This window comes from Alkalibacterium psychrotolerans, from assembly GCF_054784355.1.
Genome location: NZ_BAAGPH010000141.1, coordinates 15054 through 35717, shown reverse-complemented (window position 1 = coordinate 35717; position 20664 = coordinate 15054). Strand labels below are relative to the sequence as shown.

Below are 20664 nucleotides of genomic sequence, written 5' to 3'. Positions count from 1 at the left end.
CCTTTCCATTGGCATGGGACATGCCTTGGTCAAACAGCCTAAACCGCTGCCTGTGAGCATTCGTGCTAAGCAGGCAAGTTAAAGGTGTTCCCAGAAGCTCGGTACTTTAGTGCCGATGTAGTTCACACAAACAGTATCATGTCTCTATCATAGGACGTGAGGACAAGGATCAGGAATTTCAATTGAATATTGATGGCCAGCAGGATTTGGAAGAAGATACTCGGCTTTTAGGAATCGCCAAACGAGATTATTTTGACCGATTTGCTGAAAAAACCGCTCTCGGTTACGATTTGAGACTTGACGATTAGGTGACAATTCAGCAAAAGCCTACACAATAGCTGTAAATAGTGTTAAGATAGATTTGATTTGTCAACATTGTCACAGAACTCATTTGCGAGAGGAACGTAACCTAAAATGAACGTAAATAAACTAAAAAAACATTTCCCTGAAACGAATATAAAAGAAAATGAACCGTTGTCGCACTACACATACACAAAAACAGGCGGTCCGGCTGATGCACTTATTTTTCCTAAAACAATAGAAGAAGTCCAGGCAGTCATTAAGTGGTTAAACGCAGAAGACTGGCCAGTGACTATTTTAGGCAATGCCAGCAACCTTATTGTAAAAGATGGCGGGATTCGAGGTGCCACTATTATTCTGACCGATATGAATCAGATTGTCGTTAAAGACAAAACTATCAAGGTACTGACGGGAGCTGCTTTGATAGAAGTGAGCAAGCGTGCTTATCAGTCCGGTTTGACAGGTCTGGAGTTTGCCTGTGGCATCCCTGGAAGCATCGGTGGTGCTGTCTATATGAATGCAGGTGCCTATGGTGGGGAAGTAAGAGAGGTCATCAAACGTGTCACTGTACTCACCAGAGAGGGTCATATCATCGAGCGAGCTAATGAAGACATGGAATTCTCCTATCGCCATAGCAAGCTTCAGGAATCTGACGAAATCGCTTTGGAAGTTGTTTTTGAACTTGAACCAGGCGATAAAGATGAAATCAAAGAAAAGATGGATGAGCTGACTTATCTGCGTACATCCAAGCAGCCACTGGAATACCCGTCGTGTGGTTCAGTATTCAAACGTCCAACTGGCTATTTTACTGGAAAACTGATTCAGGATGCCGGCTTGCAGGGATTGACCTGGGGCGGCGCTCAAATTTCAACGAAACATGCCGGTTTTATCGTTAACATTGATAATGCTACAGCAACGGATTACATTGAATTAATTGAACACATCAAAAAGGTCATAATGGAAACTGACGGTGTGCAACTCGAAACAGAGGTTAAGATTATCGGGGAAGACTATCCGGCTTTATCGGGATCCAAAGGTACGCTTCTCGAACGGGCATCCAGCAATTTTAAAGCAAAACTGAAAGACAATAAAGCTCAAACAGTTATAGAAAAAAGTTAAAACAATGAAGCAGCAGTTAAATCACCTGGTTAAGACCAGTTAGTTTTCTGCTGTTTTTTGTATTGAGGGATTTATCACATTAATAGTGTTGGTAGTCGGGCCTCGGGCTAAAGAGGTTGGAGAAAGCGAAAAACACTCACTATCATGAGTTCTTAGATATATGTTTCAAGTATTTAATATGGAGGAGATCAAATGAAAATCGGTGTGATAGGACTGGGAACAATAGCCCAGAAAGCATATTTACCATTATATACCACTCGTTTCAGTCAGCATGAATGGCATTTCAGGACACGTAATCAGGAAAAACTGAAGAAAATAGGGGATAAGTATGGAGTGAACGCAGAACAGTTGCATACAGACTGGGAAACACTATTGGAAAAAGTAGATGCTGTTTGTATACATACCCCAACTGAGACTCATGACTCTATTATTCGTTCGTTTATTCAACGATCAATACCTGTGCTTATTGATAAACCTTTAACCGCATCGTATGCGCAGACAAAAGAATTAATTGACCTGGCAAAGAAAAATAACACACCTGTGATGCTTGGCTTCAATCGGCGTTTTGCCCCTATGATTCAGAAGCTTTCTGAAATTCCCGACAAGAATCAGCTGATTGTTCAAAAGAACCAGATAGATAAAACTGATTTTTCAGTTCGTTTTCGTATCTATGATATGATGATTCATTCAATAGACACAGCTGTTTTTTTGATGAATGATACCAATACTACCGTGCTTAATTCTGAAGTGATTGAAGTGAACGGGGCCTTCAAGCGCGCCTCGGTCATACTTAAATCGTCTCATCAGACGGCTTATGTTTCCATCAATAACGAAGCTGGTGCGAAAAGGGAGACAGTTGAACTGCAAAGCCCGGCTGGAACCTATACAGTTGAAAACCTGTCACAGATGACAACTTATTCAGCCGAGGGCTCACTGACTAAGACTGCTGGAGATTGGACGGAAACACTTGAAGTCAGAGGTTTTCTCCCCTTGATTCAGTCTTTTGTAACCATGATTGAAGAGGGTACAGAATTGCCAGTCTCATATGAATCGGTTTTGTTAAGTCATCAAATATGTGAAGAGATTATCTCCAAACACCCTGCCAGCTGAAATCGGTAGGGTGCGGCCGCTTATGGACTTTTTTCCGATGAACGGAGGGTATCAGAAAAAAACAATCTAGGGCAAAATAAGAATACGAATAAAACTAAACAAATATTGCAAAATACCCCTTAATCGCTATAATTAGAAAGGTTAATTAAATCGGTTATAAAGGGGTGTTTTTTGTTGACTGAAGAAATAATTATTTCTTTCAAAAACGTTGAAAAAAAATATGAGAAAGATAGCATTTTAAAGCATGTATCTTTTGAATTGGAGAAAGGGAAATTTTACACGCTTTTGGGGCCATCCGGGTGCGGCAAATCTACTATTTTAAATTTAATAGCGGGTTTTACCTACCCGACTGCAGGGCAAATACTGATTGACGGCAAGGAGACAGAAAACACACCGCCGGATAAGCGAAAAGTGAACACCGTCTTTCAGGATTATGCCTTGTTTCCACATATGAATGTCTATGACAATATAGCTTTCGGTCTGAAAATGAAAAAGGTGTCTAAGAAGGCTATCGAAAGAAAAGTGACTGAAGCCCTGAACCTGGTTCGTCTTAGCCAGTATAAAAATCGGGAAATCAGCGAGTTGTCCGGGGGGCAGCGGCAGCGTGTGGCTATAGCGAGAGCCTTGGTTAATGAACCGGATGTTCTGCTTTTGGATGAACCTCTTTCTGCGCTGGATTTGAAATTGCGTACCGAGATGCAGTATGAACTCAGAGAACTCCAAAGGCGTTTAGGGATAACCTTCCTCTTTGTCACGCACGATCAGGAAGAAGCACTGGCTATGAGTGATGAAATCATGGTCATGAAAGAAGGGGAAATTGTTCAGACCGGGACTCCCAATGCAATTTATGACGAACCCATCAATCGTTATGTTGCTGACTTTATTGGCGAAAGCAATATCGTAAAAGGGCATATGGTGAAAGACTACACCGTATTCTTTGCCGGTAAAGCATTCAGCTGTGTAGACGGAGGGATGGCACCCGATGAAAAAGTAGATGTGGTCATCAGGCCTGAAGACCTTCAACTCACAACAAGCGATGCTGGTGCTATTCAAATGACTGTTGAGTCACAACTGTTCAGAGGCGTTCACTACGAAATTATCGGTCAGGATAGCGAAGGCAACCGCTGGATGGTGCATTCAACCAGAAAATCTGAGCCAGGCAGGCATGTCGGTTTGACCTTTGAAGCGGAAGATATTCATATTATGAGACTGAATGAATCAGAAGCGTCTTTTGATGAACGGATTGAACAATTTTCAGGCCACTCTTCTTCAGACACAGCGGGGGGACTGGAATAAAGTGAATAGACAAAGAAAAATGCTTTCCGTTCCCTATTATCTATGGGTGTTTCTGTTTGTCATCATTCCAGTCTTCCTGCTGGTTTTTCAAGCCTTCAGAGGACTCGACGGCAGCTTTACATTAGCTAATATCCAATCGTACTTTACTTCGCGTGTTTATTTGACGATGACTATTCAGTCTTTTATTTATGCTTTTCTAATTACAGCTCTGACACTTTTAATCAGCTATCCAGCGGCCTATTTTCTTACGCGCACGCAGCATAAACAGTTGTGGCTGCTCGTATTAATTTTACCGACTTGGATGAATATTTTACTGAAAACCTATGCCTTTATTGGTTTGCTGAGTCAGACAGGAGCAGTCAATCAGTTACTGGAAACTATCGGTTTTGGAGCGCAGCCACTGCTCTTTACACGACTAGGCTTTCTGATAGTAGCGACTTACATTGAAATTCCTTTTATGCTGCTTCCAGTTTTTAATGCCCTGAATGACATCGATCCATCGCTGATCAAAGCCAGCAGGGACTTGGGAGCCGATGAGTGGCGTACATTCAAATCAGTCATTTTTCCCTTGTCGCTTTCGGGTGTTCGAAGCGGGATTCAGGTTGTCTTTATCCCCTCGCTCTCTCTCTTTATGCTGACGAGACTGATTGCCGGGAACCGAGTCATTACACTGGGCACAGCCATTGAACAGTCATTCCTTGTCACACAAAACTGGGGAATGGGTTCGACCATGGGGCTTGTCCTGATTGTCATCATGTTTCTGGTCATGGTTGTCACGGGTAAGCGCACGAGAGGAGCGACTGTAAGGTGATGAAAAATAAAAGCATGGCCACTATATATTTATGTTTTGTGTTTATTCTTCTGTATATACCCATTGCATACTTAGTATTTTATTCCTTTAATGAAGCAGGAACAATGAATCAGTTCAGCGGCTTTACTTTGGAACATTACAGTGCTTTGGCTGAAGATACTCGACTGCTGATTATAGCTCTGGATACGCTTCGTATCGCTCTTTTCTCCTCGCTTGTTGCCACTATTATCGGTACACTAGGCGCAATTGGAATTTATTATACGAAGAGACGAGAAACTCAGGCGGCCATACTGAGCCTTAACTCCGTCCTGCTTGTTTCGCCGGATGTTATCATTGGTGCGAGTTTTCTGCTGCTGTTTACGGTAGTGGGTTTCAGGCTGGGCTTTTATTCTGTCCTGCTTTCACATATAGCCTTCAGTATTCCTATCGTTGTCCTGATGGTGCTGCCGAGACTGGAAGAAATGAACGAGCATATGATTACGGCTGCAAGAGATTTGGGTGCTAACTCCTTTCAAGTACTGAAGGAAATTATTCTTCCGAGCATTACGCCGGGGATACTGGCGGGTTATTTTATGGCATTCACCTATTCGATTGATGACTTTGCTGTGACTTTTTTCGTAACGGGAAACGGTTTTTCAACTCTGTCTGTTGAAATTTATTCACGCGCCAGACAGGGAGTCAGTCTGGAAATCAATGCTTTAAGTACACTGATCTTTTTAGTGGCCCTCGGTCTTGTTGCCGGCTATTACTTTATTCAAAGGCAGCAGCAATCAAGAAAGAAATTAGCATATACAGATCCAACTAATCATGAAAAGGCGGTGACGCCATAATGAAAAAACTGATACGTTTAACTCTACTCATTATTATATTGCTTGTAGCAGTATTCGCTGGAAAAGTCTTTTTGGAAAGCGCCCAGGGGATTGCCGGCGCAGACACATTTCACTTGTACAACTGGGGCGATTACATTGATTCTGATTTAATTGACCAGTTTGAAGAAGAGACCGGGTACAGGGTAGTCTATGAGACCTTTGATTCAAATGAAGCCATGCTGACAAAAGTCCAGCAGGGTGGAACGGGCTATGATTTGGTTATTCCGAGCGAATACATGATTGAACGAATGATTGAAGAAAATCTTGTTGTTGAACTGGATACAAACCGTATTGAGGGGCTGGAACATATTCATCCTGATTTTCTTGATTTAAATTTTGACCCGGGCAACCATTACTCTATTCCTTATTTCTGGGGCACGCTTGGGATAGCTTATAATGAAGACCTGCTGGAAGATTTTGAACCAAGCAGCTGGGAAGATTTGTATCAGCCAGACTTGGCCAACAGTATTCTGATGATTGACGGAGCCAGAGAAGTGTTGGGCATTGGCCTTCAGTCACTTGGCTATTCACTCAATTCCAGAGAGGAAAATGAACTTCAAGAAGCTGCAGAACACCTTTCTGGACTCGGACCGAACATTAAAGCACTGGTTGCAGATGAAATTAAGATGTATATGATTCAGGAAGAAGCGGCTATTGCCGTGACCTATTCCGGTGAAGCAGCCGATATGATGTGGGAGAATGAATCCATCGTATATATTCTGCCTGAAGAAGGGTCCAATCTCTGGTTTGACAACATGGTAATTCCGCACACCGTTCAAAATGAAGAAGCTGCTTATGCTTTCATTAACTTTATGCTGGACCCCGAAGTGGCAGCACAGAATGCGGATTACGTCGGCTACAGCACACCGAATGAATCTGCCCTGGCTTTTCTGCCGGAAGAAACAATCGAAGACGAACAATTTTATCCTAGTGAATCCATGATGGATAATCTGGAGGTCTATGAAGACTTGGGACTGGAATATACCGGTATTTACAATGATTTGTTTTTGGAGTTTAAGATGAATAAATAGAATTGATTAATAATTGGAATGTAACGGTGAGCTGTTCAATCAGCCAAGTTGCATTCTTTTTTCATAAGCAAAGTTATAAAAAGCCAAAAGAGAGAGCTTTAACTTATGGTATACTGAGAGTAAATATGTGCATGAGGGGTATAGAGATGAACTTAAAGAAAATGGTAGGGTACAAGGCGGCAGAATTTGTTAAGGACGGTATGACAGTCGGTTTAGGTACAGGGTCGACAGCTTACTATATGGTTGAAGCCATTGGTAAACGGGTGAAAGAAGAAGGGCTGTCTATTGTCGGCGTGACGACTTCTCACCGTACAACTGATCAGGCAAACGAGCTGGGCATTCCTTTAAAGGACTTGAATGATGTGGAGCGTATTGATATCACTATCGATGGAGCTGATGAAATATCTGAAGATTTCCAGGGAATTAAAGGTGGCGGCGCAGCGCATCTCTTTGAAAAAATGGTGGCTAATCAGTCCAGTGAAGTGATCTGGATTGTTGACGACAGCAAGATGGTCGCTCAATTGGGGAAATTCCCTCTGCCGGTAGAGGTGGTTCAGTTTGGCTGCCAGCAGGTGTATAATCTGTTTAACCGGGAAAAGCTGAATCCTGCATTTAGACTGGATGACAAAGGAGATAAGCTAGTAACTGATTCCGGAAACTACATTATCGACCTCCATCTGGACGTCATCGAAAACCCTCATGAACTGGCTAAAATGCTTGATTCTATAACAGGGGTAGTGGAACATGGCCTGTTTCTCGACTGTGTGACAAAAGTAATCGTTGGACGAGAAGACGGTCCTGAAGTAATCGACGTAAAAAGATAATGATTAAATGGAAAATCCGCAGGAAGGCAGCCTTAAGGCTGTTTTCCTGCGGTTTTTTACGTATACATTATGTCTCCCAACTAAGCAATTTTTATCGCTAGTAAAATCAAATTGAGATTCCCACAAATGGCTTCCATATAAACTTATGCTTAAATGAATAAGCCATCATTTTCCATCATCTGTCCTATTTGCAGGAGCCAGTGTTCGTGGCCTTTTGGCGCAGTAAATTGTATGCCAAGTGGCAGGCCGTTTTTTGTTAAATGGGTTGGAAGACTGATTGCTGGCTGACCAGTAAGATTGGCCTGTTGTGTGAAGGGGGTCATAGTCAGACTCTCTTCCCACATATCCCAAATTAGCTGCTGCTGTTCATTAGGTGAAAAGCTGTCGATGTGTCGCATTTTATTTTTAAAATCGTCATTCCAATAGATTTTATCGACTCTGGGTGCCGTATCTGCTGTGGCGGGCTGTAAAAATAAATCATATGTTTCATTAAATTCAGCAGCTTTTTCAGCAGCAGCGTCCCAGGTGCTGAACACATTTGAATAGTCGACTGCGCTGACCCTTTTACCTGCCTGGAATAATACCCAGGTAAGCAATTCAACTTCCTCTTTCCTGATAGAGCGTCCGCGTGCTTTCTCCAAGTTTCCAAGCATGGCTGCAGTTTCAGCAGCATTCATTACATAATAAGACCGCATCAAGTCTGTACCTTTGATATCCACCTCATCTTCCACTACATCGAAGCCCTTTTTTTCCAGCCAGCTTACAGCGTTCAATACAGCTTGTTCTGCTTCCTGACTTACTGGACTGCCGATGGGCGATTTCAGTGAGTAGGCAATTTTTTTAGACGTTTTGAATGGTTTAGTTAAATTAGTTAGATAACCCTCTTTAAATAAAGGTGTCTGAAAGGCTGCTGCCGGTTGCACTACCTGCATACTGTCCATTAAAGCAGCAGTATCCCTCATAGATTTGGTTAGGGCAAAGCTGATTGCAGCTCCCTGCCAGGCTCGCCCAGAACCAGGACCGATAGGCGTCCTTCCACGGGTGGGTTTTAAACCGATAAGTCCTGTAAAAGATGCTGGAATGCGAATAGATCCGCCACCATCACTGGCCCCGGCCAATGGCACCATGCCTGAAGCGACTGCAGCTGCTGCCCCGCCGCTTGATCCTCCGGCATTCAGGTCAGGGTTATAGGGGTTTCTTGTGGGACCAAACAACTCGGAATGCGTGATATTCGTAAAGCCGAATTCAGGTACATTAGTTGATCCAATCGGAATAAAGCCAGCCTTGATTAGTTGAGTAACGAAGTGGCTCGTGTAGCTGGAGGTGTGGTTTTTCAACAAATTTGAACCAGCCCGGGCAGGTTCTCCAGCCATATTTTGACCCAGTTCTTTTAGTAGTATAGGCACGCCGCCGAAAGGTTTGTCTTTCCATGAGCGGCCCAGCGATTCCTGTATCGACGTGTTGTCACGCGTATGTACTACGGCATTCAACAGGGGATTGTGTTCTTTTATTAGTTGAAAACTAGATTGAATCAGTTCTTCAGGCGATAAATTGCCACTTTTAATTTGTTCCCTGAAATAAAGGGCATCATTTTTTCGATTTATTTTAAAGGTCACGAGTGTAGTCCTCCAATTATGCATTAGTTCTGTTCAGTATAACAGCACCCTAGAGGGAAGCAATAATACTGTCGAAAAATAGTCAAAATGGAGGATGTTGGACGTGAGGGCATTTAAAGATAGTTGTGATTAGGCAGGAGACTCAGCTGTTTAAGTGATTATTACGCAGCGTATTCGACCAATTATAAAAACAAAATTGTATATAATGAAACGCTCTTAAAAACTATTGCTAAAGCTTTTTATATACTTAGAACTTGTCTTATTTGATTATTATAACGAATAAATCATAATTGTTTTGACTAAAAAAATAGGGCTTGCTATGATTTTGAAGGAAATGAAAGGGGAAAAATATGAATAAGACAATGATAATGAAAACAGTAATAATGGGTAGTGTAGTTCTACTCGCAGGGTGCAGCCAGAGTGATGCAAACGAGAACAGTTCAGATAACTGGGAAGAAATAAGAGAAGAGGGCGTCATTCGAGCAGCAACGTCAGGTACATATTTTCCGAATTCTTATCACGATGCAGAAACGAATGAGCTGACAGGCTTTGAAGTTGAGATACTAAGAGAAGTTGGAGACCGTCTGGACTTGGATATTGAATTTACAGAAATGAACGTGGATGGCATGTTGACTTCGCTGAACAGTGAACAGATTGATGTGGCTGCTTTAAGCATTAGTCATGCGGGAGAAAATGCAGACCGTTATAATTATACAATTCCTTATAAATATTCCTATATGTCCATGATTGTTCGCGAAGAAGATAATTCCGGTATTGAGAAGATGGAAGACCTTGATGGGAAACGAGCGGCAGGTGCAGCTACAACCACCTACATGCAAATTGCGGAGCAGTATGGAGCCGAGCTGGTTATTTACGATAACGCTACAAATGATCAGTATTTATGGGATGTGGCAAACGAACGGACAGACTTGATTATCAATGATTTTTACGGGCAGACAATGGCTCTGACAGCCTTCCCGGATATTCCAATCCAAATACATGACGAACTGTTTTTTAACCCAAGCTACACTAATTTCTCACTCAAACTTGGAAATGACAGGCTTACCGAAGAGATTGATCTGGTTCTTGAGTCAATGCACGAAGATGGAACACTTAGCGAAATATCAGAGCTGTTTTATTACGGTGAAGACGTTACTGTTGAACAGGACCTTGATATTATGACCATTGATTTAGAGGGTTAAGCATGGATGCTATTGAATGGCAGTATATATTTAATCCTGAACTGGCGCTGGAATCTTTGCCTTATTTGTTAAGAGGCGTACCGTATACACTAGGTATTGCTCTGGTCAGTACGGCTATCGGAATGGTCATTGGCATGATTATTGCTTTAATGAGACTGTCACCTTCCAGAGCACTCAGATGGACCGCACGCTTATACGTCTCCTTTATGAGAGGAACACCGGTACTGGTCTTTCTCTTTCTGATTTACTTTGGACTGCCTTTCATAAACATTCAGTTCAATGCCCTGACCTCAGCCATTATTTGCTTTAGTTTGAATGGTGCAGCTTATATTTCAGAAATTTTCCGTTCATCTATTTCTTCAGTAGATAGAGGGCAATGGGAAGCTTCTGCAGTACTGAGGATGAGCCCATATATTACACTTAAAGATATCATCCTGCCTCAGGCCTTTCGGATAGCCATTCCGCCATTAAGCAGTGTATTGCTGGATGTCATCAAAGGAACCTCTCTGGCAGCAATGATTACAGTCAATGAGATTTTCCAGAATGCCCGTGTAGTCGGCGGGAGAGAACATGATTATATGACGATGTATATTCTTGTCGCAGCCATTTACTGGGTTATTTGCAGTCTGTTCGGAGTACTGCAGGACTATCTGGAGACTGTATCATCCAGGTACATCACAAAATAGGCTGAAAAATAAAAAAAGGCTTCTGCATAAAGTGAATGCAGAAGCCTTTAAATGTTTAACGGGTATAAGAAAGAATCCCTTTATTTTTAAGTTGTTTGAGCATGTCTGCTGTCATCTTTTCCAGGTCATATTGAGGTGAAAAGCCCCATTCTTCCTGGGCAGCAGTGGTATCAATTGCATTTGGCCAGGATTCAGCAATGCCCTGTCTAACAGGGTCAACGTCGTAGCTGAGCTTGAAGTCAGGCTGATGTTTTTGAATGGCTGCGGCCACATCTTCTGGTGCAATACTCATGGCACTGACGTTATAGGCATTACGGTGGGTAAGCTGATCACTCGGTGCTTCCATCAGCTGAATAATTAAATCAACGGCATCTGGCATATACATCATGTCCATGTATGTTCCTTCACCAATAAAGGATGTGTAGGCATTGTTCTTCAACGCTTCGTAATAAATATCGACTGCATAATCCGTCGTTCCTCCGCCAGGCAGAGTTTCATAGGAAATCAGACCAGGGAAGCGGACGCTGCGTGTGTCCACACCAAATTTCTGGTAATAGTAATCACCCAATAGTTCGCCACTTACTTTCGTTACGCCGTACATCGTTGTTGGACGCTGAACGGTAACTTGTGGTGTCTGGTTTTTGGGTGTCTGAGGACCAAACGCACCGATTGAGCTAGGCGTAAAGAATTTCAGTCCAAATTCTCTGGAGACCTCCAGTGCATTCATCAGTCCACCCATATTAAGCGTCCAGGCCAGTTGAGGCTTGGCTTCGGCAACTGCTGAAAGCAGAGCAGCCAAGTGAATAAAGGTATCTACAGCATACGTTTCAACAAGTTCCTTCATACGTTCTGCATCAGTCACATCCAGGATTTCAAACAGTCCGTCGTTGACCACTTTTGAGTCTTCGGGCTGTCTAATATCTGTAGCTATTACATTTTCAGTTCCATATACTTCACGCAGTTTAGTGGTCAGCTCGGAACCGATCTGTCCGAGTGCACCTGTAATCAGTATTTTTTTCACGAGGAATCCTCCGATTATTTAATTTAATGGGTAAAAGTAGTCGTTCAGAAAGCAGGAGAATTGACTCTCCTGCTTTAGTCATACTTTTAGTTTATCACATTTAGTTCTTTCCCAATTTGTTCATAGATTTCCAGTACCTTGTCAAGCTGCTCTCTCGTATGAGCGGCACTCGGCATGTTTCTTACACGGCCAGTTCCACGAGGCACAGTTGGGAAGACGATGGATTTTGCATAAACGCCTTCTTCTGTCAGTCGCTTGGAGAATTTTTGAGTCAGTTTTTCATCACCAATAATACATGGCGTAATCGGTGTTTCAGAGTTACCGATATTAAAGCCGAGCTTGTCTAACCCTTCTTTAAGGTAACGGCCATTTTCCCAAAGGCGGTTGTGTTCTTCTTCAGAGTTGCTCATAATGTCAATCGCTTCGATACATGCAGCAGAAGCTCCAGGTGTTAAAGAAGTAGAGAATAGGAATGGGCGTGCACGAACTTTCAGCCAGTCGATGAGATTTTGTGTTCCGGCTACATAACCGCCGACAACGCCGACTGCTTTAGACAGGGTACCCATCTGGAAGTCAATCTTGTCTTGAAGACCGAAGTGCTTGACTGTACCGGCTCCTTTACCCATGACCCCAGAACCATGCGCGTCATCTACATAAGTGATCAGGTCAAATTCTTCAGCAATTTCAACAATCTCAGGCAGCTTGGCAACGTCTCCGTCCATTGAAAAGACTCCATCGGTAATATACATGATTTTTTCATACTGTCCACTTTCAACAGCTTCTTTTGCTTTAGCTCTCAAATCATCCATATCCTGGTGCTTGACGCGGATAACTTTAGCGCCTGACAGACGGCAGCCGTCGATGATGGAAGCATGGTTCAGCTCATCTGATAAAATCGCGTCATGCTTATTCATGACAGCAGAGATGGCACCCATGTTACAGTTAAATCCAGACTGGAAGGCAACAGCCGCTTCAGTATGCTTGAAGTCCGCAATCTTCTGTTCCAGTTCTTCGTGGATGGCTTGTGTACCATTGATAGTCCGCACAGCTCCCGCTCCAACACCGTATTTATCGGTTGCTTCGTTAGCTTTCGCTTTTAGGCGTTCATCGTTTGAAAAACCCAGATAGTTATTTGAAGACATGTTAATCAGTTTTTGTCCGTTAATAGTGATTTCAGATCCGTTGGGACCTTCAAGGACATCTATTTCATTATATAATCCGTTATCTTTTAATTCTTTAAGGTTGTTCTCCAGAAATGTGTTCAGTTTTTGACTAGTCATGAAATCGCTCCTTATTATTAGTCTAATGCGCTTACTTTCTGATTTTACCATGCTTTTTTTGTTTCGTGTAGTCGATAAGCGCTTTATTGGAACATTCTTATATTATCTAAGTGAATTCTACTTAATTAAAATAGCATGTGTGATAAAATAGGGCTTACAAGAAACCGATAGAATGGAGTGTCACAGAAAAATGAGAATGATTGACTTGATTGAGAAAAAACAGCACAGCAACCCCCTGTCGACAGACGAAATCAACTGGATGATAAAAGAGTACACAGCCGGTACAATTCCGGATTATCAGATGAGCGCGATGGCGATGGCTATTTATTTCAATGAAATGAATGATGAGGAACGCAGTGCGCTGACCATGGCGATGGTTGAGTCTGGCGATCAGATTGATTTGTCCGCCATTGATGGCGTTAAAGTGGACAAGCACTCAACAGGCGGTGTTGGGGATACGACAACTTTAGTCCTGGCACCATTGGTCGCAAGTGTGGGCGTACCGGTAGCAAAAATGAGCGGGCGCGGCTTGGGACATACGGGCGGGACCATTGACAAGCTCGAAGCCATTCCAGGTTTCCATGTCGAGTTGTCTCAGGACGACTTTGCCCAGCTGGTAAACAAGAATAAAGTTGCGGTAGTAGGCCAGTCCGGTAATCTGACACCAGCCGACAAGAAATTGTATGCGTTGCGTGACGTGACTGGAACGGTGGAGTCTATTCCGCTGATTGCCAGTTCAATCATGAGCAAAAAAATTGCGTCCGGAGCAGATGCTATCGTCCTCGATGTTAAGACTGGTGCAGGGGCATTCATGAAGAATGTCGATCAGGCACGTAAGTTGGCAGAGACGATGGTCACTATTGGTAAATCCGTTGGCAGAAACACAATGGCCGTCATTTCCGACATGAGCCAGCCGCTTGGAAATGCCATAGGAAATGGCTTGGAAGTTAAAGAAGCGATTGAAACCCTTAAAGGTGAAGGACCTGAAGATTTAACCGAACTGTGCCTGGTACTGGGAAGTCAAATGGCTTATTTAGGAGGAGCAGCTGATTCACTGGATGAGGCTCGTACACTGCTTGAAGAAAACCTTCATAACGGCAAGGCGCTTGACGTATTCAAACTATTTGTTAAATCACAAGGTGGAGATGAGACCGTTGCGGATAATCCTGACAACATCTTGCCTCAAGCCGCTCATACAGAAGAAGTGACTGCCGAAGAGGCGGGTGTGGTAGTTGAAATTACTGCAGACCAAATCGGGATAGCTGCAATGATGCTAGGAGCAGGACGTGAAACAAAAGAAAGCGACATTGACTTGTCAGCTGGTTTATATCTGCACAAAAAAGTTGGAGACAAGGTAGAAAAAGGGGAAAGCCTTGCGACCCTCTACTCCAACAAAGACATTTCAGCAGAAATTGTTGAAAAGGTTCGTACAAATGTACGACTGGCAGACCATGCAGACATACCGACATTGATTTACGATATTATTCAGTAAGATATGCCAAAGGAACATACTCAGCAGCTGACTGGGTGTGTTTTTTTGCATAGAAATGTAAAGGGATTCAATAAGGATGGGTTAAAGAACAGAGTTTCATCGCCACCAGAAAGCTTCTTTCATTCATGTCAAATTATGCTATACTACCATAATAATGTATTTGAATGAGGTGATTCCCATTGTCAATGAAAGAGTCTTAAGCGGAGTTAAAGCGAGTACACCGATAATGGCCAGTTACATAGCACTTGGTGTGGCCTGTGGCATTGTGCTGTACGACGCAGGCTTTACTGTCCTGTATATATTCTTCATGAGCCTGCTGGTCTTTGCCGGCGCCGCACAGTTTCTAGCTGCCAGTATGACGTTAACCGGTGCGTCAGTTGCAGCCATCATCGTTATGGTCTTTTTCCTGAATCTCAGACACGTATTGATGTCAGCCAGTATCTCCGAGTACGTTAAAAAAAGAGGAATAGGTTTCCTTACATTATTCGGCCATACCCTATCAGATGAATCGTTCGGGATTAACTTTTCCCACTTTCAAAAGGGCGGCTGGTCACCTGAAGAAGCGCTGACAGCCAGTCTGTCTAATTACGGCACATGGGTAATCAGTACCGTTCTGGGTGGACTCATCGGAAGTCAGCTTCCTATCAACACGACGATAATGAACTATGCTTTAATCGCCATGTTTCTTTGCATGATGGTCATGCAGTTTGTATCTCAAGCACATAGGATAGCAGCAGTCGTTTCCGTCATCGCTACAGTCATTTTAACAATTATTTTGCAGCATAATATTGCTCTGGTTATTGCTACGCTGATAGCCTCCTTTGTTGGGTACTATATAGAAAATAGAAACGGAACAGGAGGGCGCGAACGTGTTTGATAATCCAATCATTCTAATTACTGGGATGGCAGTGGTTACTTTTTTTCCTCGTTTTCTGCCGCTGCTCTTGCTCAGCAAAAAAGAGATTTCCCCATCTTTAAGCCGCTGGATGTCATTTATTCCGGTATCTATTTTTGCGGCGCTTGTTGCTTCAGATATTTTTTTCTGGGAAGAGACATTCAATGTGAACCCCGTAGACAATATCAAATTGCTTCCTTCAGTACTGGTTGTGCTGATCGCTCTAAAAACCAGGAGCCTGTTGTGGTCTATGGCAGCGGGCGTCGGAGCCATTACCGTTATGTGGCTGCTTTTTTAAACAGATTCGTCTATCAAAAAGAACCCACGGCAATTTAAGCGTGGGTTCTTTTTGAGCTAGAGTAACAGTTAACATAGGACTTCCTGCCTTGACAATAAAAGGCTGATGCAGTTCACAACTCTCAGGCTCTTCAGTCGAGTCAGTGATGGATAGACGATTTGTTCAGAAGCTTTTCTCCCAGACTGTTTGCCCATTTTTCGGTCCAGCAGGCAGAATAGGGGATACGCTGTTCTTTCCTTTTTCGCCGGAAATAGGCTGAACGTGACCAGATAAAGGAGACAATACCGACTGTAAATAGATACAAGGGGCCTAGTATCAAAGACTGAAAGGTGTGTCCATATTCGTGGACGGATACTTGTTCACAGTATTCCTGCCACTTTTCCTTTGAGTAGTTAGAAGCAACCATACTCATATTTTGTTCATCCGGAGTGAAGATGAAGAGTCCGAGAGAAATACCTCCACGAAGCGGCCATTTTGTTCGGATACTTCCGAAATACCAGTCATGTCGAGACTGATAGAACAATAAAAATAAAATAAAGCCAAAGAAACTCTGAAACAGTCCCCATGTCAGCTGAACGAGAATATAAAGAAACTGTCCGGGGCGAGTATGGACAAAGCTGTTTCGATCCTGTTTCATTTGAGCTGTCTCCTTTCGGCGGAACATACGCTTCCCGTATTAAGAACGAGAAGCGTATGTTTGTATATTTATTGCTCGTGCATGGCACCAGGCAGCAGCTTCACCCGAAATGATGAGGTCTTTCTGCTTTAAGTCCTTGATGGTTCGTGCTCCGAGCAGAGTCATTATATGTTTCAGTTCTGTCTGCCATTGAGTGATGGTTTCGATAGCCTGATCGACATCCTTTAATGCCATATGCATAAACTGACTGGATAAACCATTCAGTTCTGCTCCCAGAGCCATGGCCTTGACCATTTCCATCGGCCGGCGAATACCGCCTGAGGCAATAATGTGTGAGTCAACGCCGCTTGCTTCTGCTTCCAGAAGAGAGACAACAGTGCTTTGGCCCCAGTCTTCAACGTCATCCAGTTTGAAATCTTTACGTCTATAATTTTCAATCTGTGCAAAATTAGTTCCGCCTTGACCACTTACATCTATAAGGTTTACGCCAACGGATTCGAGCTGACGAATGGTCTCCCGACTCATGCCGAAACCAACTTCCTTGGCAATTACCGGCTGGTTCAAGCCGTTGACTATTGATTCAATGTTTTTCAGCCAGCCTTTGAATTCCCGGTCTCCTTCAGGCATAACCAGTTCCTGCGGGGCGTTAATATGAATCTGAAGGGCGTCGGCTTCCAGGATATCTACAGCCCGTTTAGCATTCTCCAGTCCGTGCCCGGCACCCAGATTGGCAAAAATCAGTCCATTCGGATGTGTGTCTCTGACAATTTTAAAGGTATCTGTCTGAGAAGGGTCTTTTAAAGCGGCACTCACAGAGCCGGTCGCCATGGCCAGATCGGTTTCGCGGGCAATGACTGCAAGTTTCTCATTCACTTTTCCAGTCCATTCACTGCCGCCAGTCATGGCGTTGATGAAGAAAGGGGAAGTAAAGTGGAGGCCGTCCAAATCAACGGACAAGTCTACATCAGAGACATCCATTTCTGGAAAAGAGTGGTGCACAAAATGAATATCGTTAAAAGATGATACTTTTTCTTTGTAGAATTTTTCAGATAGAGAAACATGTTCGTTTTTTCTATTATCAGCTTTAGTCATAGTTACACTCCAATTTGTAGTAAGTCATTTTGTATAAACGTCTAAATCAAGCGGGACAATGCCTTCTGCTTCCCATTCATCTATCAGTAAGCTGGAATCGAATTGCTTGGGAATCAGTGCAATTCCACAGTCTCCACCACCGGCACCAGACGTTTTAGCAGAAGCAAAATGATCCGAGGCGATAGAACATAGCTTGTTAAGTAAGGGTGTTTCCAGTTCAATCGACTTCGCTTCAGCCATTTCCAGTAATAGTTCTCTGTTTATACTAAGTTCTGTCATTATACTTTTTGAATGCTGATTATTCAGCGCTTCAATCAGTCTGTTCACACAGGCGCTGCTTTCTTCAAGAAAACTACTGTAAGCTGCTTCGTTAACCGTTTTTCTCGACTGCTTTACCAGTGATTCGGTAGAAGCAGGGGAGCCGGTCCAGCCGACCAGCAGCGACAAGTCCTCGGGTGGCGCAAGGGATTTGATGGAAAGCTGTTCCCATGGCCGTTCAAGAAGCTCTTTAACGGTAAAGGTATGCCAATCACGCATAAGACTCTCCTGATTAAAGCGAGTATAGGCAATCCAGCCGGTAAAACTGGCTGCAGCTAAATCACCAAATGATCCATTGCTATTCAGTGACAGGTGAGCCAGTGCAGCAAGCTTATATAAAGATAGTTGACTGACCTGAACCGAATAAGCAGCCAGCAGAGCCTCGATGACGGCAACAGTAACGGCCCCGCTTGAACCCAGACCGTACTTTTTACCATCATCATGTACCATTTCACTTTCAATCAGCATGTCAAAATAGTTCAGCGACTTGCCCAAATCGGTCAAATAAGCTTCTGCTGTCTCAATAGCGGCTTTCACGATGGCTGACTTTTCATTAGGAATAGAAAAGTCCAGACCATAATCTGTGCGTGTCCATTTAAGCGCCTGATCAGCCAGCACACTTGAATAAATGGAACCAAAATCAGTTGCTGTCGGTCTGACAGTGACCGATATGAATCGATTGACGGCCACAATAACAGCGGGTTGTCCGGCTTCCACAACGGCATATTCACCTGCTATAAATAACTTGCCTGGTGCTTTGGCATTGGCTTTTTTCATAACTTCTCTTTCTCCTTCAGTTAACTTCTGTCTACGAGATGAAGTCCCGGACCTGGCTTCGCTTCAATCAGCTGGCTCTCTGAGAAAGAAGTCAGCAAGTGTTTTTTTAGCTGACCCGATTCACTCTGTCTGCAGATGACTTTCACGTTGGGTCCAGCGTCCATTGTAAAGTAGGCAGTGAAACCCTGTTTTCTAAGCTCTCTGACGGTATCCATGGCTTTCATGCTTTCAGCCGTCCAATAAGTGAATGGAGGGTCTGCGCCCAATGTGGTGGCATGCATTTTCAAAGCGTTACGCTCGGCAATGCTTCCAACTTTTTCGATAGATTTTTCTTTGATGGCAGCTTTTATCGCCGCCAAGTCTGCGTCCAGTGACTGCAGCCAGCCTTCATAGAAAGGAGACGTATCAACTGTACGCTTCATGCCGTCTCTGCTTGACACCTCTTTTTTAGCATCGTTGACGATAATGAAAAGCATCCCGATATCCCAGTCTGCGTCATCAACAGGTACCGCATATGAGCTGTCATGATCGGTTCCTTTTACCCATTCTGCGAAACCGCCATATATACTCCTGCAGGCAGAACCCGACCCGATTCGAGCTAGCTTAGACAGGTCTTCAGTGCTGAGGGACAGGCCTGCTGCATAACTGGCCGCTCCAGCCAGTGCGGCTAAGCCGGATGCGGAGGACGCCAACCCTGCTGCAGTGGGTACGTGATTGATACTTTCCACCCGGGCTTTAGTTTGTATGTCAGCCTGGCGTCTCACTTCGTCCAGAACTTTCTGGACTTTCTTCAGGGATGCGGCATCCTGTTCGACACCATCCAAAATAAGTATGTCCTCTGACAGTGAGGCATCAAATACTACTTGCGTATCCGTATAAAAGGCATCCAAAGTTAGTGATAACGAGTTGTTTTTCGGAATGATTAACTGTTCATTTTCTTTTCCCCAGTATTTTATCAGGGCAATATTTGTGTGAGCGCGTGTCCATTTAGTCATGTCTGTTCTCTCCTAATGCGTGAATCCAGGTTTGGGCAGCACCATTTTTCATCAGATCACTGGCGATAGCCTCTGCCTGTTTTTGTGTTTTTGCTAAAGCGATCATACAGCCTCCGCGTCCGCCGCCAGTTAATTTCGCACCGAGGGCATTAGAAGCCAAAGCTGCATCTACCAGCTGATCCAGTTGCCTGCTGCTGACCTGCAGTTGTTTCAGGTAAAGGTGTGCTTTTGACAGCAGTAAGCCAAGCTGTTCAATCTGATTTGTTTCGACAGCTGCTTTAGCCTTATCGGATAGCTGACCGATTGCCTGAATTATTTTTTTAGTTGACACTGGATTGTCCTTCATCTGACGGGCTACACCTTCAACGGCCAGTCGGGTTTGTCCTTTAACTCCAGTATCTGCGGCAATCAGGTAGCCTTCTAAATTCAAATCCAAAGGCTTGAAATGACTGCCTTTTTTAAAATAAATAGGGGAAGCACTGCTGGTTACGCGTGCATCCAGACCACTGGGGTTTCCGTGGGCTATTTTCTCAGACAGGTCCACATAAGTCAGCAGCTGACTGTCTGTCAGTTCTCGTTCACACAGCGAGTAGAGGGCACGTGTCACTGCCGTAGCCACAGCGGCACTGGATCCCATGCCTCTCTCCGGCGGAATTTTGCTGGAAATGGTGATGTGCAGCCCGTTAACGGACTGATTTAAATCCTGGCAGACAGTATGAATAAGCATGCTTAAATTAGTTAATGCTTCGGGTATGTCCTTAAGCCGACCTTGAAAATAAGTAGAGGTTAGAACGGTCTGGCCAGTTATTTTTTCTATTCTTACTTCCACTGGAGCTGCCGGAAAGGGAAAAGCAATGGCGGGTTCATTGTAGACTACGGCGTGCTCGCCTATTAAAATAAGTTTACCGTGAGCCGTTCCGATTGCCTGATCCGATAACGTCTTCATCTGTTCACCTCAATTTTTCATGTATGTTTTTATCCTAATAATCATAACG

General features: G+C 43.7%; 21 protein-coding genes. 13 read left to right on the top strand and 8 right to left on the bottom strand.

Translation table 11 applies throughout. The annotated features are described in order from the left end of the window. Positions 1–182: 182 nt before the first annotated feature. The 8 genes from ACYVLS_RS11870 (at position 183) to rpiA (ending at position 7360) form a co-directional block, all read left to right on the top strand. A complete protein-coding gene (locus ACYVLS_RS11870; protein ID WP_460324814.1) occupies positions 183–308 on the top strand; it encodes a hypothetical protein in 126 nt (41 codons plus the stop codon). A 106-nt stretch (positions 309–414) separates the two neighbouring features. After that, on the top strand, positions 415–1419 hold the full coding sequence (gene murB, locus ACYVLS_RS11865; protein WP_460324811.1) for a UDP-N-acetylmuramate dehydrogenase: 1005 nt from the start codon (positions 415–417) through the stop codon (positions 1417–1419). 192 nt (positions 1420–1611) lie between these two features. Continuing rightward, positions 1612–2529 carry a Gfo/Idh/MocA family protein gene (locus ACYVLS_RS11860; RefSeq protein ID WP_460324808.1) on the top strand — a complete coding sequence of 306 codons (918 nt, stop codon included), beginning with the start codon at positions 1612–1614 and terminating at the stop codon, positions 2527–2529. Positions 2530–2703: 174 nt separating this feature from the next. Next, on the top strand, positions 2704–3825 hold the full coding sequence (locus ACYVLS_RS11855; protein ID WP_460324806.1) for an ABC transporter ATP-binding protein: 1122 nt from the start codon (positions 2704–2706) through the stop codon (positions 3823–3825). Between the two features lies 1 nt (position 3826). Beyond that, positions 3827–4636 carry an ABC transporter permease gene (locus ACYVLS_RS11850; protein WP_460324804.1) on the top strand — a complete coding sequence of 270 codons (810 nt, stop codon included), beginning with the start codon at positions 3827–3829 and terminating at the stop codon, positions 4634–4636. Next, positions 4636–5466 (top strand): ABC transporter permease, encoded by an 831-nt coding sequence (locus ACYVLS_RS11845; protein WP_460324820.1) that lies wholly within the window; start codon positions 4636–4638, stop codon positions 5464–5466. The genes ACYVLS_RS11850 and ACYVLS_RS11845 overlap by 1 nt, the downstream gene beginning before the upstream one ends. Next, positions 5466–6536, top strand: a complete 1071-nt coding sequence (locus ACYVLS_RS11840; protein WP_460324802.1) for an ABC transporter substrate-binding protein — start codon at positions 5466–5468, stop codon at positions 6534–6536. The genes ACYVLS_RS11845 and ACYVLS_RS11840 overlap by 1 nt, the downstream gene beginning before the upstream one ends. 146 nt (positions 6537–6682) lie before the next feature. Then, a complete protein-coding gene (rpiA, locus tag ACYVLS_RS11835; protein ID WP_460324800.1) occupies positions 6683–7360 on the top strand; it encodes a ribose-5-phosphate isomerase RpiA in 678 nt (225 codons plus the stop codon). A gap of 149 nt (positions 7361–7509) precedes the next feature. Here rpiA and ACYVLS_RS11830 read toward each other — a convergent pair whose 3' ends face one another. Continuing rightward, positions 7510–8976, bottom strand: coding sequence for an amidase (locus ACYVLS_RS11830; RefSeq protein ID WP_460324798.1), 1467 nt, complete (start codon positions 8974–8976; stop codon positions 7510–7512). 350 nt (positions 8977–9326) lie between these two features. Here ACYVLS_RS11830 and ACYVLS_RS11825 point away from each other — a divergent pair, with 350 nt between their 5' ends. Together ACYVLS_RS11825 and ACYVLS_RS11820 are read left to right on the top strand one after the other, a co-directional pair. Continuing rightward, positions 9327–10178, top strand: a complete 852-nt coding sequence (locus ACYVLS_RS11825; protein WP_460324796.1) for a transporter substrate-binding domain-containing protein — start codon at positions 9327–9329, stop codon at positions 10176–10178. Between the two features lie 2 nt (positions 10179–10180). Then, positions 10181–10864, top strand: a complete 684-nt coding sequence (locus tag ACYVLS_RS11820; protein WP_460324794.1) for an amino acid ABC transporter permease — start codon at positions 10181–10183, stop codon at positions 10862–10864. Between the two features lie 55 nt (positions 10865–10919). Here ACYVLS_RS11820 and ACYVLS_RS11815 read toward each other — a convergent pair whose 3' ends face one another. Continuing rightward, positions 10920–11885: an L-threonine 3-dehydrogenase gene (locus tag ACYVLS_RS11815; RefSeq protein ID WP_460324792.1), complete on the bottom strand. Its 966-nt coding sequence runs from the start codon at positions 11883–11885 to the stop codon at positions 10920–10922. An 86-nt stretch (positions 11886–11971) separates the two neighbouring features. After that, entirely contained in the window at positions 11972–13165 is a 1194-nt protein-coding gene (locus tag ACYVLS_RS11810; RefSeq protein ID WP_460324790.1) for a glycine C-acetyltransferase, read from the bottom strand. A gap of 190 nt (positions 13166–13355) precedes the next feature. Here ACYVLS_RS11810 and ACYVLS_RS11805 point away from each other — a divergent pair, with 190 nt between their 5' ends. The 3 genes from ACYVLS_RS11805 to ACYVLS_RS11795 all read left to right on the top strand — a co-directional run bounded on the left by ACYVLS_RS11805 (position 13356) and on the right by ACYVLS_RS11795 (position 15850). Continuing rightward, positions 13356–14657, top strand: coding sequence for a pyrimidine-nucleoside phosphorylase (locus tag ACYVLS_RS11805; RefSeq protein ID WP_460324788.1), 1302 nt, complete (start codon positions 13356–13358; stop codon positions 14655–14657). 226 nt (positions 14658–14883) lie between these two features. Further along, positions 14884–15534 carry an AzlC family ABC transporter permease gene (locus ACYVLS_RS11800; protein WP_460324786.1) on the top strand — a complete coding sequence of 217 codons (651 nt, stop codon included), beginning with the start codon at positions 14884–14886 and terminating at the stop codon, positions 15532–15534. Further along, entirely contained in the window at positions 15527–15850 is a 324-nt protein-coding gene (locus tag ACYVLS_RS11795; RefSeq protein ID WP_460324785.1) for an AzlD domain-containing protein, read from the top strand. Before ACYVLS_RS11800 ends, ACYVLS_RS11795 begins: the two co-directional genes overlap by 8 nt. Positions 15851–15989: 139 nt before the next feature. On the opposite strand, the gene ACYVLS_RS11790 is transcribed toward ACYVLS_RS11795, so the two are convergent. From ACYVLS_RS11790 to mvk, 5 genes are read right to left on the bottom strand one after another with little or no spacing between them, the layout of a single operon-like run. Then, a complete protein-coding gene (locus ACYVLS_RS11790; protein WP_460324783.1) occupies positions 15990–16487 on the bottom strand; it encodes a hypothetical protein in 498 nt (165 codons plus the stop codon). Positions 16488–16526: 39 nt separating this feature from the next. Beyond that, positions 16527–17579, bottom strand: a complete 1053-nt coding sequence (gene fni / locus ACYVLS_RS11785; RefSeq protein WP_460324781.1) for a type 2 isopentenyl-diphosphate Delta-isomerase — start codon at positions 17577–17579, stop codon at positions 16527–16529. A 24-nt stretch (positions 17580–17603) separates the two neighbouring features. Then, positions 17604–18674, bottom strand: coding sequence for a phosphomevalonate kinase (locus ACYVLS_RS11780; protein WP_460324779.1), 1071 nt, complete (start codon positions 18672–18674; stop codon positions 17604–17606). Positions 18675–18694: 20 nt separating this feature from the next. Continuing rightward, positions 18695–19669 carry a diphosphomevalonate decarboxylase gene (mvaD, locus tag ACYVLS_RS11775; RefSeq protein ID WP_460324777.1) on the bottom strand — a complete coding sequence of 325 codons (975 nt, stop codon included), beginning with the start codon at positions 19667–19669 and terminating at the stop codon, positions 18695–18697. Beyond that, on the bottom strand, positions 19662–20615 hold the full coding sequence (mvk, locus tag ACYVLS_RS11770; protein WP_460324776.1) for a mevalonate kinase: 954 nt from the start codon (positions 20613–20615) through the stop codon (positions 19662–19664). Before mvk ends, mvaD begins: the two co-directional genes overlap by 8 nt. Positions 20616–20664 lie beyond the last annotated feature (49 nt).

What these genes read in the sequence shown, in the direction of transcription:
- rpiA (WP_460324800.1), top strand. Translation starts at nt 6,683, where the DNA reads ATGAACTTAAAGAAAATGGTAGGGTACAAGGCGGCAGAATTTGTTAAG.
- murB (WP_460324811.1), top strand. Translation starts at nt 415, where the DNA reads ATGAACGTAAATAAACTAAAAAAACATTTCCCTGAAACGAATATAAAA.
- ACYVLS_RS11810 (WP_460324790.1), bottom strand. Translation starts at nt 13,165, where the DNA reads ATGACTAGTCAAAAACTGAACACATTTCTGGAGAACAACCTTAAAGAA.
- mvk (WP_460324776.1), bottom strand. Translation starts at nt 20,615, where the DNA reads ATGAAGACGTTATCGGATCAGGCAATCGGAACGGCTCACGGTAAACTT.
- ACYVLS_RS11800 (WP_460324786.1), top strand. Translation starts at nt 14,884, where the DNA reads ATGGCCAGTTACATAGCACTTGGTGTGGCCTGTGGCATTGTGCTGTAC.
- ACYVLS_RS11820 (WP_460324794.1), top strand. Translation starts at nt 10,181, where the DNA reads ATGGATGCTATTGAATGGCAGTATATATTTAATCCTGAACTGGCGCTG.
- ACYVLS_RS11825 (WP_460324796.1), top strand. Translation starts at nt 9,327, where the DNA reads ATGAATAAGACAATGATAATGAAAACAGTAATAATGGGTAGTGTAGTT.
- ACYVLS_RS11780 (WP_460324779.1), bottom strand. Translation starts at nt 18,674, where the DNA reads ATGAAAAAAGCCAATGCCAAAGCACCAGGCAAGTTATTTATAGCAGGT.
- ACYVLS_RS11860 (WP_460324808.1), top strand. Translation starts at nt 1,612, where the DNA reads ATGAAAATCGGTGTGATAGGACTGGGAACAATAGCCCAGAAAGCATAT.
- ACYVLS_RS11845 (WP_460324820.1), top strand. Translation starts at nt 4,636, where the DNA reads ATGAAAAATAAAAGCATGGCCACTATATATTTATGTTTTGTGTTTATT.
- ACYVLS_RS11840 (WP_460324802.1), top strand. Translation starts at nt 5,466, where the DNA reads ATGAAAAAACTGATACGTTTAACTCTACTCATTATTATATTGCTTGTA.
- ACYVLS_RS11790 (WP_460324783.1), bottom strand. Translation starts at nt 16,487, where the DNA reads ATGAAACAGGATCGAAACAGCTTTGTCCATACTCGCCCCGGACAGTTT.
- ACYVLS_RS11805 (WP_460324788.1), top strand. Translation starts at nt 13,356, where the DNA reads ATGAGAATGATTGACTTGATTGAGAAAAAACAGCACAGCAACCCCCTG.
- mvaD (WP_460324777.1), bottom strand. Translation starts at nt 19,669, where the DNA reads ATGACTAAATGGACACGCGCTCACACAAATATTGCCCTGATAAAATAC.
- fni (WP_460324781.1), bottom strand. Translation starts at nt 17,579, where the DNA reads ATGACTAAAGCTGATAATAGAAAAAACGAACATGTTTCTCTATCTGAA.